General features: G+C 21.6%; 14 protein-coding genes and 2 tRNA genes. 8 read left to right on the forward strand and 8 right to left on the reverse strand.

Annotation, left to right across the window (positions count from 1 at the left end):
• Window positions 1-539 precede the first annotated feature (539 nt).
• The 4 genes from dnaB to hemW all read left to right on the forward strand — a co-directional run bounded on the left by dnaB (window position 540) and on the right by hemW (window position 5,387).
• Window positions 540-1,940, forward strand: coding sequence for a replicative DNA helicase (dnaB, locus tag RJX12_RS02215; RefSeq protein ID WP_343192128.1), 1,401 nt, complete (start codon window positions 540-542; stop codon window positions 1,938-1,940).
• A 469-nt stretch (window positions 1,941-2,409) separates the two neighbouring features.
• Entirely contained in the window at window positions 2,410-3,375 is a 966-nt protein-coding gene (gshB, locus tag RJX12_RS02220; RefSeq protein ID WP_343192129.1) for a glutathione synthase, read from the forward strand.
• 169 nt (window positions 3,376-3,544) lie between these two features.
• Window positions 3,545-3,958, forward strand: coding sequence for a Holliday junction resolvase RuvX (gene ruvX / locus RJX12_RS02225; RefSeq protein WP_343192130.1), 414 nt, complete (start codon window positions 3,545-3,547; stop codon window positions 3,956-3,958).
• 301 nt (window positions 3,959-4,259) lie between these two features.
• A complete protein-coding gene (hemW, locus tag RJX12_RS02230) occupies window positions 4,260-5,387 on the forward strand; it encodes a radical SAM family heme chaperone HemW (protein WP_343192131.1) in 1,128 nt (375 codons plus the stop codon).
• Window positions 5,388-5,400: 13 nt separating this feature from the next.
• On the opposite strand, the gene trmB is transcribed toward hemW, so the two are convergent.
• Complete coding sequence (gene trmB, locus RJX12_RS02235; protein WP_343192133.1) at window positions 5,401-6,120, reverse strand: tRNA (guanosine(46)-N7)-methyltransferase TrmB; 720 nt, start codon at window positions 6,118-6,120, stop codon at window positions 5,401-5,403.
• Window positions 6,121-6,285: 165 nt separating this feature from the next.
• Between trmB and mutY the strand changes: the two genes are divergently transcribed.
• The gene (gene mutY, locus RJX12_RS02240) at window positions 6,286-7,344 is read left to right on the forward strand and encodes an A/G-specific adenine glycosylase (RefSeq protein ID WP_343192134.1); all 1,059 of its coding nucleotides are present in this window, start codon (window positions 6,286-6,288) and stop codon (window positions 7,342-7,344) included.
• Between the two features lie 16 nt (window positions 7,345-7,360).
• Window positions 7,361-7,597, forward strand: coding sequence for an oxidative damage protection protein (locus RJX12_RS02245; protein ID WP_343192135.1), 237 nt, complete (start codon window positions 7,361-7,363; stop codon window positions 7,595-7,597).
• A gap of 103 nt (window positions 7,598-7,700) precedes the next feature.
• On the opposite strand, the gene sbcB is transcribed toward RJX12_RS02245, so the two are convergent.
• A complete protein-coding gene (sbcB, locus tag RJX12_RS02250; RefSeq protein ID WP_343192136.1) occupies window positions 7,701-9,128 on the reverse strand; it encodes an exodeoxyribonuclease I in 1,428 nt (475 codons plus the stop codon).
• Window positions 9,129-9,222: 94 nt separating this feature from the next.
• Window positions 9,223-9,295, reverse strand: a tRNA-Asn gene (locus tag RJX12_RS02255).
• A gap of 160 nt (window positions 9,296-9,455) precedes the next feature.
• Here RJX12_RS02255 and RJX12_RS02260 point away from each other — a divergent pair.
• Both RJX12_RS02260 and pyrE read left to right on the forward strand, forming a co-directional pair.
• A tRNA-Ile gene (locus RJX12_RS02260) sits at window positions 9,456-9,528 on the forward strand.
• Window positions 9,529-9,642: 114 nt separating this feature from the next.
• Window positions 9,643-10,287, forward strand: coding sequence for an orotate phosphoribosyltransferase (gene pyrE, locus RJX12_RS02265; protein WP_343192396.1), 645 nt, complete (start codon window positions 9,643-9,645; stop codon window positions 10,285-10,287).
• A gap of 13 nt (window positions 10,288-10,300) precedes the next feature.
• Here the strand turns inward: pyrE and dut are convergent, their stop codons facing one another.
• The 5 genes from dut to RJX12_RS02290 form a co-directional block, all read right to left on the reverse strand.
• A complete protein-coding gene (gene dut, locus RJX12_RS02270) occupies window positions 10,301-10,759 on the reverse strand; it encodes a dUTP diphosphatase (RefSeq protein ID WP_343192137.1) in 459 nt (152 codons plus the stop codon).
• 588 nt (window positions 10,760-11,347) lie between these two features.
• Window positions 11,348-11,803 (reverse strand): 50S ribosomal protein L9, encoded by a 456-nt coding sequence (gene rplI, locus RJX12_RS02275; RefSeq protein ID WP_343192139.1) that lies wholly within the window; start codon window positions 11,801-11,803, stop codon window positions 11,348-11,350.
• Window positions 11,804-11,834: 31 nt separating this feature from the next.
• On the reverse strand, window positions 11,835-12,062 hold the full coding sequence (gene rpsR / locus RJX12_RS02280; protein WP_343192140.1) for a 30S ribosomal protein S18: 228 nt from the start codon (window positions 12,060-12,062) through the stop codon (window positions 11,835-11,837).
• Window positions 12,063-12,174: 112 nt separating this feature from the next.
• Complete coding sequence (rpsF, locus tag RJX12_RS02285; RefSeq protein WP_343192141.1) at window positions 12,175-12,513, reverse strand: 30S ribosomal protein S6; 339 nt, start codon at window positions 12,511-12,513, stop codon at window positions 12,175-12,177.
• Window positions 12,514-13,037: 524 nt separating this feature from the next.
• The gene (locus RJX12_RS02290) at window positions 13,038-14,336 is read right to left on the reverse strand and encodes an adenylosuccinate synthase (RefSeq protein WP_343192142.1); all 1,299 of its coding nucleotides are present in this window, start codon (window positions 14,334-14,336) and stop codon (window positions 13,038-13,040) included.
• Between the last annotated feature and the right edge of the window lie 152 nt (window positions 14,337-14,488).

Genomic DNA, 14,488 nt, shown 5'->3' on the forward strand with positions numbered 1-14,488 from the left:
CTATTTATTTATATCTCTATAGCTAGTAATTTTATTAATTAAATAAACATACAATAATAATGTTTATATACTCTATATTTTCAAATTAATAAATAAATATACTTAAATTCAGTGTAGTTTTTTTTAATAAAAATCTATTTTATAATAAAACAAATATAAATTATATATAGTATATAAATATATATACTATATGTATTTTACTTTAACATAAATATATTCAATATTATATAATATATTTCCTATTATTTATAATAATATTTCATTATTATAAATAAAATAATAAAATATATTTAAACAATAAAATTAATCACTTATAAAAAAACAAAAAATTATAATTTATTATTTGCCATCCAAAAAAAATATTTTCACTAAAATTATATTATGATATACAAATACCAATTACAGTTTATTGTTTAAAATAAACATATCAAAAAAATAATTTAAAATGAATATAAATAGATCAATTATCACATAGTGTCTTATATTATAATTAGGTTATAATTACAAATCTATTAACTAAATTATAATATACTATTAAAATGTCAGAAAATAAATTTGATAAAAAAAAAATTAAAGAAAATTACACACATACATTTAAAATACCTCCTCATTCGTTAGAAGCAGAACAATCTGTATTAGGAGGATTAATGTTAGATAACGAACGATGGGATACCGTTTCAGAACGGATTGTAGCTGATGATTTTTTTAGTTTACCTCATCGTTTAATTTTTCGTGAAATGCAAAAATTACTTGATCTCGGTAACCCTATTGATTTAATTACATTATCTGAATCATTGGAACAAAAAGGAAAATTAGACAGTGTAGGTAGATTTTCTTATTTAGCTGAGTTATCAAAAAATACACCCAGCACAGCTAATATTACTGCTTACGCAGATATAGTTCGAGAACGTGCTATAGTAAGGGAAATGATTTTAGTAGCAAACAAAATTGCTAATGCTGGATATTATCCTCAAGGTAGAAATAGTGAAGAATTATTAGATTATGCTGAATCTAGTGTATTTAAAATTGCCGAAAAAAGATATAAAAAAGATGTAGGACCTAAAAATATTGAACAAATACTTACTCTAACTATAGAAAATATAGAAAAACTTTTTCAAAATCCACATGATGGTATCACAGGAATTAATACAGGATATCAAGATCTAAATAAAAAAACATCAGGCTTACAACGTTCTGATTTAATTATTATTGCAGCACGACCTTCTATGGGTAAAACAACTTTTGCTATGAATTTATGCGAAAATTCAGCCATGATTTATGATAAACCTGTTTTAATATTTAGTTTAGAAATGCCTGTAGAACAAATTATGATAAGAATGCTAGCATCTTTATCTAGAGTTAATCAAGCGAATATTCGTACTGGACAATTAACAGATGAAGATTGGTCCCGTATTTCTAGTACAATGAATATCTTATTAAAAAAGAAAAATATGTATATTGATGATTCGTCTGGTTTAACTCCTAGTGAAATTCGATCAAGAGCACGTCGTATATATCGTGAAAATAATGGATTAAGTCTAATAATGGTAGATTATTTACAACTCATGCGTGTTCCATCTCTTTCAGATAATAGAACATTAGAAATAGCAGAAATTTCTAGATCTTTAAAATCTTTAGCAAAAGAATTACAAGTACCAGTAATAGCATTATCTCAATTAAATCGATCTTTAGAACAAAGATCAGATAAAAGACCAATAAATTCTGACTTAAGAGAATCTGGATCACTAGAACAAGATGCTGACCTAATTATGTTTATATATCGTGATGAAGTATATCATGCGGATAGCGATTTAAAAGGAATTGCTGAAATTATTATTGGAAAACAAAGAAATGGTCCTATCGGTAGCATTAGATTAACTTTTAATGGACATTGGTCTAGATTTGACAATTATTCTGGAACTCAATATAACGAAGAATAATACAATTATATATAAAAAAATATAGTAAACGATATATTATGTATATTTATTTCTACATTTCTAAAAAATATATTTAATAAATAAATTACTATTAAATAATAATACATATCTATTTACATTTTATTATAATTAATAGTATAAGAAATAATATCTATCAAAAAAATAAATTATAATTGACATTTAATTTAATCCAAATATTAATTTATCATGCATGCACTGTCTTACTGCATAAATATATAAAATTAATATTTATCTTAAGTAAGAACTACTAAATATAAATATTAAAGTAAAATATATTTTTTATTATTATTTTATAAAAAATATAAAATTATTATTAAATATTATATTCAAATCAAACATAATTTTATGATCACATGTAGAACATAAAAAATTAAATTAATTAAATAAATTTAGTAAAATTTAATAATTTTTTATCACTTACATAAATACTAAAATAAGCATATCAAAAATGACAATTAAACTCGGTATAGTAATGGATTCTATTAAAAATATTGATATTAAAAAAGATTCCAGTTTTGCTATTTTATTAAAAGCACAAGAAAAAAAATATCAAATTTACTATATGGAAATAAATGATTTGTATTTAATAAAAAATAAAAGTTATGCTAGAACAAGATTGTTAAAAATAGAAAAAAATAAAACGAAATGGTTTTATTTTATATCAGAACAATATATTAAATTATCTCAATTAAATATTATTTTAATGAGAAAAGATCCTCCTTGCGATAGTAAATTTATTTATGCTACGTATATATTAGAATCAGCAGAAAAAGAGGGGGTACTCGTTATTAATAAACCTCAAAGTTTAAGAGATTGTAATGAAAAAATATTCGCAACATCATTTCCTGATCTCACTCCTGATAGTTTAGTAACAAGTAATTCTTTATTAATACGAAAATTTATAAAACAACATAATGATGTAATTATTAAACCAATTAATAGTATGGGAGGAAACTCTATTTTTCGCATTAATAAAAATGACCATAATATTTCAGTTATTCTTGAAATTATGACTAAAAAAAATAACTCTTATTGTATGGTACAAAACTACTTACCTGAAATTAAATTAGGAGATAAACGAATTTTAATTATAGATGGTAAACCTTTTCCTTGGTGTTTAGCTAGAAAACCACAAAAAGGAGAAACAAGAGGAAATTTATCTGCTGGAGGTATAGGTATAACTCAAAAATTAAGTGAAGATGATTATAAGATTGCTAACTATGTTGCATTAAAATTAAAAAATATGGGATTATTTTTCGTCGGTATTGACATTATTGGTAATAAATTAACTGAAATTAATATCACTAGTCCAACATGTATATGTGAAATTGAATCTTACTGTAAAATATCTATAACTGAATTAATTATAGATGGAATTGAGAAAAAATTGTCTCAGAAAGACAAACACATTTAAAAAAAAAATGTTAATTAAAATAAAATTCATTGAAAAAATCAGAATTAATCTATATTAAATTCTAATATTTAAAATATGTTAAAAATAACTATTTTAATATTTTACATCAAAAAATTAAAATGTTTTGTTATATAATATATATTTTAATATATTAAATGAGATTTGTGACATGATTATATTATCTTTTGACTTTGGTACAACAAATATTGGAGTAGCTGTTGGGCAAGAATTAACGCATACAGCTAATGCCTTAACATCTATTCGATCTAAAAATGGTGTACCAAATTGGTATCAAATAAAAAAAATTATAAAACAATGGAAACCAAAATATATTATAGTAGGATTGCCTTTAAACATTGACGGCACTAATCAAAATATAACCATAAAAGCTAGGAAATTTGCTAAATCACTTCAAAAAATGTCTATAAATGTAAAATTACATGATGAACGCTTAAGTACAGTAGAAGCAAAATCTATATTGTTTCAAAAAGGAGGTTTTAAATCATTGACTAAAAATAACATAGATTCTTTTTCTGCCGTATTAATACTAGAAAGTTGGTTTTTAAATAAAAATAAATTATAAAAATTTTTTTATAATTATATAAAAAATATTATTTAATAATAAAAATAAATTCATTAAATTAATACAGAAAAATAATATAAATAAATTAAATAGTAACAATCTAAATTGTAAATAAATAAATAAAAAAAATTAAGCAATAATAAAATATATTAAATACATATCCGAAACAATGTTTAATATAAGTTGATACCATTTTAAAACGCGTATAATTTATAATTAATTTATCATAACTGTAATACCATCAACTATTATTATTAATTATTATTAATAAATATTGATTTTAAAAAAAAAGTATAATATTATGAAAACTTTACCTCCTTTAAGCTTATATATTCATATTCCTTGGTGTACACAAAAATGTCCATTTTGTGATTTTAATTCCTGTATAAAAAAAAAAGAAATTGAAGAAAAAAAATATATTAATCATCTTATATTAGATTTAAAACAAGATATTCATCTGACGACTAATAGAACTATTAATACAATATTTATTGGAGGAGGAACACCTAGTTTATTTAACTATAAATCTATCAATTTTTTACTTCAAGAAATTAAAAAAAATGTACCAATTGTTCCATTAGCAGAAATATCAATAGAAATGAACCCTTCTACAGCTACATATCAAAAATTTTTAAACTTTCAAAAAATAGGAATTAATCGATTTTCTATAGGTGTACAAACATTTAATAAAAAATTATTAAATATATTACAAAGACAAGACGAACAAATTAGTATTAAAGAAATGAAAAACATAATTATTTCTCTAAAATTAAATAACATAAATTATGATATAATGTATGGATTACCCTATCAATCTATAGATGATGCGTTATCAGATCTAAAAAAAATAATTTCTTTAAAACCACAACATATTTCTTGGTATCAATTAACTATTGAACCAAATACAATTTTTTATGTTAAAAAATTAAACTTACCAAACACTAACACAATATGGAAAATGTGGAAAGAAGGTAATAAATTATTATCTAAGTCTGGATATAAACAATATGAAATTTCTTCATATGCTCAAAAAGGATATTTTTGTCAACATAATTTAAATTATTGGAATTTTGGAGATTACATAGGCATAGGCTGTGGTGCTCATGGTAAATTAACACAAAAAAATGGCAATATAATTAGAATAATTAAAAATAAAACAACATTTGATTATACTCATGGAAAATATAGAAATAAATTATATATGGTACCAAAAAAACATCAACCATTAGAATATTTTATGAATATTTTAAGAATATTTAAACCAACTCTTAAAAAAAAATTAGCCCAATATACATGTGTCACAGAACATCACATTCAACCTATTATTCAAAAAGCTATTACACAAGGTTACTTAAAAGAAACATTATATACATGGGAAACAACTGAAAAAGGAAAAAACTTTTTAAATGATTTATTAGAATTATTCTAATGTAATTAAATAATTAAATAACTTTATAAAAAAATAAATCAAATATATTTCTATTATAAAGGTAAGCTTTTTTTTCAAATTTAGTCATAGAAGAATTTATGAGCAATGAAGAATTATGATTTTTTTTTAATACATGTCGGTAATTTTTTATATCTTTTAATATATAAATAATACTCTCAGCATATTGATTACAATCAGTAATAATATGTAATAATCCTCCTATACATAATTTTTTTAAAATTAATTTAACAAAATATTCATTGATAATTCTTCTTTTATGATGTTTTCTTTTGTTCCATGGATCCGGAAAAAATAATTGAACTATAGATAATGATTGATCAGAAATCATAAAATGAATAACTTCAACAGCATCGTGATAAATTATTTTAAAATTTTTTATTTTTTTAGAATATGCATATTTTAAACATTTTACTATGCTAGATTTATGAACTTCTATTCCTATAAAATCTCTATTAACATTAGTAAATGCTGTATCTACTAAAGTATTTCCTGTTCCAAAACCAATTTCTAAAATTACAGGGGCAGATCTACCAAAAATAGATAAACAATCTAATATTTTTTTTTTAAAAGGTATTTGAAATAACGGGAAAATAGTTTCAAAAAATTTTTTATCAGTATCACTTATTTTTTTTTCTCTAATAACAAAACTACGAATTTGTTTTAAAAATATACCCTTATTACTATATTTTGGTGTAATAATATTAGAAATCATTTTTTTCCTTATCATTTTATTGATATTTACAATAAAAAAATAAAAATGTAATATAAATAATATTTTATATTAATTAATTTTTAATTTTATATAAATTAAATATAAAATATTTATTTTAATTAAGATATATTATAAAATCATCATATTTATAATAATAAATAATAAATGATTATAGACCCTTTTTTTTCACAACTAATTATTAATTGGTATCATATTTTCGGTAGAAAAAAATTACCATGGCAAATACAGAATACACCATATAAAACTTGGTTATCTGAAATTATGTTACAACAAACTCAAGTAAAAACAGCTATCCCCTATTTTAAAAAATTTATTAAAAAATTTCCAAATATAATAAGTATCAGTAAAGCATCAATACAAGATGTCCTACATATATGGAGTGGGTTAGGATATTATCAAAGAGCACATAATTTACATAAAACATCTAAAATAATCGCAGAAAAATACCAAGGTAATGTACCAGATACATTTGCAAATTTAATTCAATTACCAGGCATAGGTCGTTCAACAGCCGGAGCTATTTTATCTTTAGCATTTGGTTACTATTATCCAGTATTAGATGGAAATATCAAAAGAATTGTTTCTCGTTATTATGGAATTAATACGTCAATAAATAAGTATAAAACAGAAAAAAAATTATGGAATATTATTAACTATTTAATACCTTTATATAATACTGGAATATTTAATCAAGGTATGATGGATTTAGGTGCTATAATTTGTACAAAAAACAATCCAAAATGTAATATCTGCCCAATAAAAAAAAATTGCATTTCATTTTCATTGAATAATTTTACATCATATTTCAAAAAAAGTAAAATTTCTTATTTAAGAAAAATATATTTTATTATTATACAAAATAATCAATTAATTCTATTACAAAGAAGATCATTATATGGTATATGGGCTAATTTATTTTCTTTTCCAGAATTTGATAAAAAAAATAATGCCATATTATGGATAAAAAAATTAAATGTATCATATAAAAAACAATTAATCATTCATCCTTTTTACCATCAACTAACTCACATTAAGTTTCATATTATTCCTATACATATCAAATTAATAAAATTTAAAACAAATATAATTAATATTAAAAATAATATTTGGTATAATTTAATACATCCACAAATAATAGGATTACCATCCCCAGTAAAAAAAATACTACACTTTATTAAAAAAAACACATTATCTAATATTTAACTGAGAAAAATAAATAATGAATCGTATTATTTTTTGCACCTATTTAAAAGAAAAATCTGAAGGACAAGATTTTCAAGTTTATCCAGGACCCCTGGGAAAACGTATTTACAATGAAATTTCAAAAATAGCTTGGAAAAAATGGATTTCTCAACAAACTATTCTAATCAACGAAAAAAAATTAAATATGTTCAATGTGGATGATAGAATAAAATTAGAAAAACATATGATAAACTTTTTATTTAAAAACAAATAAACAAAATACACTTATTATACATAAATAATTATAAACCTATAATTTATATAAAATTACTGATTAATAACAATATATACATAATATTTTATGAGTATTATTTTTGCTAACCAATATATATTTCTAATTCCTTTAAATATAATAAAATAGATTTTAACAAAAAAATATTTTTTTTATTATGTTTATTTTGCATTAAAAATTTTTTAATTTTTACTTTATAATTATCTATCTTTATAGGATGTAATACTTGATGACAATGCTTTAACCATTTTTGTTTTTCATAATGTGTTAAAAAATAAGGGAAATTACGAGCTTTACATCGAAATAATATGTCATTTATTTTTTTGTCATAAAATGATATTGAATTTATATTACAATTTAATGGTAATTTTTTAGATATAAGTTTTATATTTTTTTTATCATTATTACAAAAAAAAGATTCATAAATTCTTAAATCTATATCATTAGTAGTTGACGAATTATAGACGTTATTATCTAACAATAATTTAATTTTATATAAAACATGTTGCTGTTTACGTAACACGTTTAAATTTTTAATACAATATGAATAATTAATACCTAAACGATTCATCTCATAATTAGATAAACAATTTAAAGGCGCTAGAATAGGACACTTATTAACATGAATAAACAATATACCTACTGAAAAAAAAAGATTAAAATCTAATATTATGGAATTACTATCATGCACAAATTTAATTAAATTAGTAATATCTTTATTTAAATCAAAACAAATAAATATATTATGATTTTTAGGATGAAGCACAAAAGGTGTTATTAAACTAATATTATTTCGTTTAGTACCAAAAAATCCGGTGATATAGAAAATAGGTGATAAAATCTTATTATTAATAATATTTAATACCATTTGTTTATTTTTATTTTTAAGCAAAAAATTAAATAATTTTGGTTGCTTAAATTTTAATAATTTAACTAATTCAATAGTTGCATATACATCAGATAACGCATTATGAGAAAGACGATGAGAAATATTATTAGCTTTACTCATATCCTCTAATTTAAAACTTGGAAAACCATCGCTATTAGATAACCAATTAATACCATAAGGTCTCAATGCATAATACGCACGTAATATACTTAACACATCCCAACGAGAATTTCCATTTCTCCAACTCCAATCATATGGATCAATGAAATTTCTATAAAATATATTACGTGTAATTTCATCGTCAAAATTAATATTGTTATAACCTATAATACAAGTATTTCTAACACTTAAAATATTATAAATATTCCTAGCAAAATAAAATTCATTTAATCCATTTAAATAAGTATATTGTGGAGTAATACCTGTAACTAAAATTGATTCAGGGTTTGGTAAATAATCTAAGGGAGGATAACAGAATAACGTTTTTGATGTTTCAATAATGTTGAAATCAATATCAGTTCTAATACATGAAAATTGATTGGGTTTATCTAACGCAGGATGTGTTCCAAATGTTTCGTAATCATAAAAAAGAAAAGTAAAAGTATTTTTTTTACGGTTACTCATTTTAATTAAAAAATTACTAAGATATTAAAGTTCATATATATATTACTCGAATTTTTTATAGAATACGAAATAAAAAAACAATAATAAAAATATGCTCCTCTGACTGGATTCGAACCAGTGACATACGGATTAACAGTCCGCCGTTCTACCAACTGAACTACAGAGGAATAAACTCATTATAACACTAATTATATTAATATCAATATATAATTTAATACTTAAATAATTTTTTATTATGATTATTTACTTAATTTTAACAAAATTACTTGAAATAATTTAATTAAAATAATATCATAAGATTTATATAACAATATATAATAATGTATAGGCCCTTTAGCTCAGGGGTAAGAGCAAGCGACTCATAATCGCTCGGTCGCTGGTTCAAATCCAGCAAGGGCCAAAAAAATTTTTATGAAATAAATTAAAAAATATCATTTTTATACACTATAATGTTATTGTTTTTAACAATATAAACTATATTTAAAAAATAATGAATAATAAAACAAGTAAAATAATTAGTTGGAAACAAGAATTCATTCATTTTTCAATTAAAAGAAAAGCATTAATATTTGGAGAATTTAAATTAAAATCAGGAAGATTTAGTCCTTATTTTTTTAACTCTGGATCATTTTATACAGGACATGATATATGTAAATTAGGTTATTTTTACGCTCGTGTAATGGTAGAATCTAAAATAAAATTATCTACATTATATGGATTAGCGTATAAAGGTATTCCAATAGTAACTGCTACTATATTTTCATTATATAAATATTATAATATTAATCTTTCATTTTGTTTTAATAGAAAAAAAACAAAAGAATACGGTGAAGGTGGTAATTTAATCGGATATAATTATGAAAAAAATATAATTATGATAGATGATGTTATTACTGCAGGAGTGGCAATAAGAGATTCAATTAAAAGTATTAAAAAAAATACAACAAAATTAAATATATCTACTATAGTAGTTGCATTAGATCGACAGGAATTAGGATGTAATAACATTTCTGCTGTACAAGAACTAGAAAAAGAAAATAATTGTAAAATAATATCTATTATTAATATTCAAGATTTAATTCAATACCTATCAGATAAAAAAGATATGAAAACCAACCTAGAAAAATTACATAAGTATAGAATTAACTACGGAATTTAAAAAATAAAATATATTATATATTACCAGAATGACCAAAACCTTTTTTACCACGTTTAGTTTCTTCTTTAAAATGATCAACTATTTTAAACACTGGACGAATAACAGGTAAAAACATAATTTGAGCAATTCTATCCCCTGGGTTAATATAAAAAGTATCTTTACTTCGATTTAATAATGAAACCATAATTTCTCCTTGATAATCTGAATCTATTAATCCCACTGAATTACCTAATATAATACCATGATTATGACCTAATCCAGAACGAGGTAATATGATTGCAGAAATATTAGGATCATTTATATATATTGATATTCCAGTTGATAATAATATAGTTTGAAAAGATTCAAATCTTAAAGTTTTATTTATACAAGCCCTAAGATCTAAAGCTGAAGAACCTTTGGTGGCATAACTTAAAACAGAACACTTATTATCTGTTTTAGTGTTGATCATTTTTATATATATTTTTTTCATTTTAATAAAATTTATTATAATTATAATGCAATTAATAAATAGATAAATTAAATTATTAATTAGTAATAACTTAACTTTAATTTATAAAATACAGATAAATTGTATGTACAAAAATATACCAATAAAAAATAAAGATATATATAATATATAGTAATCAAATTAATTTAAAATATCAATTTATAACGTATCAATTAAATAATAAGATTATAAAAAACTCTCTCTATATTACATTATTCTTAAACAATAATATATACTTCTAATTATAACGATTTAAATTAACAAAAAATAATAGATTACATTTACATATTTTTTTTTAAATTAACATAAAAAATATAAAACTTTATTCAAAAGTAAAATTAACAAATAATTAATAATATTAAATATTAAACTTAACTAAAAAATACAATTTTATATATTTTAAATAATTAATTAAATATAAATATTAAAATATCACAATTAATTAATTACTGTATATAAAATATACAATATTTTTTTAAAAATAAAAATATAAAAAATAAAAAATTATAATTTTTATTAATTAAATTAAAAATTACATTAATTCATAAAAAATTAATAAAATACATAATTTTAAGATTCAGCTATAACATTAATTGTAATGTCTATACTTACTTCATGATGAGGATTAAATTTTACTATATGTGTTCCTAAGCTTCTTAATACTCCATTAGGCAAACGAATTTCATTTTTATTAACAGTTACTCCTAAGGATGTAATCTTATCGGCTATATCTCGAGCGTTAACAGAACCGAATAATTTCCCTTCTTCTCCAGATTTCGAAGAAATGATAATTTTACCTTCAAGTAACTGAATGTTATAAGCTCTATCTTGTGCTTTTTTAAATTTGTTAGCTATTTTTTTTGTTAACTCTATTTTTTTAGATTCTACAATGTCAATATTAACTTTAGTTGCTAATACTGCTTGTCCCTTTGGTATTAAAAAATTTCTAGCATACCCTGAATGTACATATACTAACTCACCTAAATTTCCTAAATTTTTTACTTTAGTAAGTAGAATAATCTTCATATATTCATCCTATAAAAAAAACAATACTATATTATTTATGTTGATCAGTATATGGTAATAATGATAAATAACGTGCTCTTTTTATAGCACAAGATAGTTGACGTTGATATTTTGCCCGTGTACCTGTAATTCTACTCGGAACAATTTTACCACTTTCAGTAATATAACTTTTTAATGTACAAACATCTTTGTAATCTATTTCTATTATTTTTTCTGCAGTAAATTTACAGAATTTCCGACGACGAAAGTAACGTGCCATTGTTATATGTTCCTAATTATATTTATTAATAAATATACAATTTTTCTGAAAAAACATTATTAAAATAATTAAAAAAATAAATTAATTATAACTTATAAATAATTATATCTATTTATTTATCTTTTAAATCTTCCTTTAATTTAGTCATAGGAGATGGTTCATTAATGATCCTTTTTACATTGATAACCATATTACGAATAATAGAAGAATCAAATTTAAAATTATTTTCTAAAATTTTTACTATACTAGGCATAATTTCAATATTCATTAATATATAATGGGCTTTATGTAATTTATTAATAGAATAAGCTAATTGGCGTCTACCCCAATCTTCTAAGCGATGTATATTTCCATTATTTTGTACAACTAATAATTTATATTTTTCTATAATACTTTGTACATTTTCGCTTTGATCTGGATGAATCATAAATATGATCTCATAATGACGCATAAAATACTCCTATAGAAATATTAAATTTTTATATTTTAAAAAAATAATTTATTTAAAACACCAATATCATGGATATGTATAATATATCTTAATAGAGTACAATGTTCAATATATATGATTTTATCCTATATTATAAACATAATAAAATATTTATATTAACTATTATTAAATTCAAAATAATATAAAAATTACATTATGTACATAAAAATAAAATTAATTAATATTTTTAAAATAGTTTTTTAAATAAAAATAATAATATTCATAATTTTAAATAATATTTTTTATAAAAATACTATATCTATATAACATTAATAACAAAATATAACTATATAAAAAAATTAACTTAAATTATTAATATAATAAAAATATACTACAACATACATGCTCTATGTCATTAATATATACTTAATATCATATTAAATTCAATCAAAAAAAATAAATAACTTTACATAAAATAGTTATATAACTAAATAAATATTTTGTGTATTTAATAGGGCTGAATATAATTCAACAGCCCTGACAATTTAAATATCAAACAAATTATTAAGTATTATTATATGCTTTCTATCAGGACCAGTAGAAATAAAATGAATAGGTAACTCTAAAATTTCTTCTATTCTTCTAATATAATTTTTAGCAGCATAAGGTAAATCAGAGAAACTATTTATTCCCATAGTACTCACATTCCAACCTGGCAAAGTTTCATAAATTGGAGTTACTTCGTTCCAGTTATCAATAAATAAAGGTGTAGTAGTACTAATTATGTCATGATTCTTTCGGTAAGCTACACAAATTTTAATATCCTGTAGATAATCTAATACATCTAGTTTCGTTAAACATAAACCTGAAAATGAATTTATACAAATTGCTCTTTTCAACATAATTAAATCTAACCAACCAGTTCTCCTTTTTCTCCCTGTAGTAGAACCAAATTCTTTTCCTTGTTTACAAAAATAATCATCTAACTTGTTAAAAACTTCTGTAGGAAATGGTCCAAAACCAACACGTGTTGAATAAGCTTTAAATACTCCTAATATATAATCGAAATTAAGAGGACCAATTCCAGAACCTATACTAGCTCCACCAGCTGTACTATTAGAAGATGTTACATAAGGATATGTTCCATGATCTATATCTAAAAATGTACCTTGTGCTCCTTCAAATATTAACATTTTTTTTGATTTAATAGCAGAATGTAATATTTCTGGAATGTCCGCTATCATGTTAATTAAAAAAGGAGCATTGTCTAAAATTTCTGATAACACAGAATTATAATCTACAGGATTTGATTTATAAAAATTGATTAATTGAAAATTATAATAATATAATATTTCTTTTAATTTAATTTCTAACTGTTTTATATTACGTAAATCACCAATACGTAAACCACGCCTGGCTATTTTATCTTCATATGCTGGTCCAATACCTCTTTTTGTTGTACCAATTATATCTATTTCACTACTTTTTTCTCTAGAAACATCCATGTGTACATGATAAGGTAGTACTAAAAAACAATTTTCAGAAATAAGAATTTTATCTTTAATAAATATACCTTGTTTCTCTAAACTATAAATTTCATTTATTAAAGCAATAGGTGAAATGACAACTCCATTACCTAAAATTCCGACAACATTATCATGTAATATACCAGAAGGAACAATATGTAAAATTATTTTTTTTTTATTTACATATAAAGTATGTCCTGCATTATGACCTCCTTGATAACGAACTACATAACTAGATTTTTTGGTTAATAAATCTACTATTTTCCCTTTTCCTTCATCACCCCATTGCGCGCCTAATATAATAACATTTTTATACATAATTTTATAAAACCTACTATATTAAAATATTTTATAACGCATACAATATATTCAGTACTGTTCTGAGATCATTTCTTACAATTCACTAATTAAAGTTTGTTTAATAAATGTTCTTACAATATAATTATTTTAAAAAATTTTATATTTTAAGT

Source organism: Buchnera aphidicola (Formosaphis micheliae), from assembly GCF_039403185.1.
GTDB lineage: Bacteria > Pseudomonadota > Gammaproteobacteria > Enterobacterales > Enterobacteriaceae > Buchnera_C > Buchnera_C aphidicola_B.